Here is a 1,695-nt window from a genome sequence, read left to right as displayed (position 1 = left end):
GCGCTCGTCGGAGTACTTCATCGGAACCTCGTCACGCCCCACATCGTTCAGAGTCTAACAGCCGCTGAGGCTCCAACTAGCTTGACAGTGGGGGCTCAGCACGTGGTACCGGCAGCTGCGTGAGGCCAAGGAGAGCGGTGACCGCCGTCCTCAGCGTGCTCCCCAACACCATGCCGTGCCACGCATCACGGCAAGGGCCGCCAATGAGGCTTGGACGTGGGACATCAGCAAATTGCCCACGCGACGTCGCGGGGTCTACCTCAATCTCTACGTGGTGCTGGACCTTTACAGCCGCTTCATCGTGGCCTGGATGGTCTCCCACAAGGAGAATGCCGCCTTGGCTCAGCAGCTCTTCCAGGAGGCCGTGGATCGCTACGGCATCCCGCATGGAGCGTTGACGCTCCACCAGGATCGAGGCTCGCCGATGATCGCACGCAGCTACCTGGACCTCATGGGAGAGCTGGGGGTGACGTGCAGCCACAGCCGCCCGAGGGTGAGTAATGACAACCCGTTCAGCGAAAGCCAGTTCAAGACCAGCAAGTACCAGCCTGACTATCCCGGGCGCTTCGAGAGCATCGTCCATGCCCGGCAGTGGTACAGCGCCTACGTCGACTGGTACAACCTGCAGCACCATCACAGCGGGCTGGCTGGCTTCACGCCGGAGCAGGTCTTCACCGGCCGATATCGCGAGATTGCGGAGGTCCGCCAGCGAGCGCTCGATGACAGCTTCGAGGCGCATCCCGAGCGGTTCACGCGCAGACGCCCCAAGGTGGCGATGCCACCAGCCAGTGTCTCGATCAATCCGGTACAGCCCGATGACGACGACCCGGCACCCTACAGCGTGGTTAACTTCCCGACCCTATCCGCGGCAAGCGACACCGCGACGAAATCGACATTAATTTTTAACGATCTGTCCGAATCAGGTTGACAGGTTCCGGAAACGCATCGCTACGCCAGCATCCCTCAGCTGCTGCGCCATCCCGCCATCAACTATGGCGGCCTGGTCCGGCTGGATGCCCCCATGCAGCGCCTTCTGGCTCTCGGCACCCAGCAGCTCAACAGCCTTCGCCAGCGGGATCCCCAAGCCGCCGGCCTGGTTGTCGCCGCCGATATCGAGCATGCCGAGGCGGTGACGCAACAGCTGGAGGCAGAGGGGCATGAGGTGTGTCTGGTCACCAGCCGTGACACTCTCGCCCACGTTCGCCTGGAGGCGTTTCGTCTGGCCAGCACGCCCTGGATCGTCGCGGTAGGCATGGTCGCTGAAGGTGTCGATATTCCGCGCCTGCGGGTCGGCTGCTACCTCAGCCATATCCGCACCGAGCAGCATTTCCGCCAGGTACTGGGGCGGATTATCCGCCGTCTGGGCGAAGGCGATCCCGACTGCTACTTCTACGCCCTGAACGACACCCTACTCGCGCAGATGGCACGACGCCTGAGTGATGACCTCCCCCAGGATCTGGCCAAGGTGGCCTTGAATACTGACTTGCCAGGGCCCATGGGCGGCCACGGCGCCGCACCGCAGGCTGATTCGCCCACCACGCCTAACGTCCCGGAGCCGGCTGCCGCAGCGACGGGGAGTCCGCCTGGTAACACCGAGCCCGCCCCCACTGTCAAGCTAGTTGGAGCCTCAGCGGCTGTTAGACTCTGAACGATGTGGGGCGTGACGAGGTTCCGATGAAGTACTCCGACGAGCGC

2 protein-coding genes are annotated in these 1,695 nt (G+C 63.6%); both read left to right on the top strand.

What is annotated here, in order from left to right; genetic code table 11:
- Positions 1-175: 175 nt before the first annotated feature.
- The gene (locus tag BDK63_RS18230; protein ID WP_343065347.1) at positions 176-928 is read left to right on the top strand and encodes a DDE-type integrase/transposase/recombinase; all 753 of its coding nucleotides are present in this window, start codon (positions 176-178) and stop codon (positions 926-928) included.
- 93 nt (positions 929-1,021) lie between these two features.
- Positions 1,022-1,648: a DEAD/DEAH box helicase gene (locus BDK63_RS18225; RefSeq protein WP_183334561.1), complete on the top strand. Its 627-nt coding sequence runs from the start codon at positions 1,022-1,024 to the stop codon at positions 1,646-1,648.
- Positions 1,649-1,695 lie beyond the last annotated feature (47 nt).

The organism is Halomonas campaniensis, assembly GCF_014193375.1.
Taxonomy (GTDB): Bacteria; Pseudomonadota; Gammaproteobacteria; order Pseudomonadales; family Halomonadaceae; genus Halomonas; species Halomonas campaniensis.
The sequence above is the reverse complement of the archived record's forward strand: the minus strand, read 5'-3'. Positions and strand labels throughout refer to the sequence as shown.

Bases quoted from the DNA above. Each gene is read 5' to 3' on its own strand.
- BDK63_RS18225 (WP_183334561.1), top strand. From the start codon at position 1,022: ATGCAGCGCCTTCTGGCTCTCGGCACCCAGCAGCTCAACAGCCTTCGC.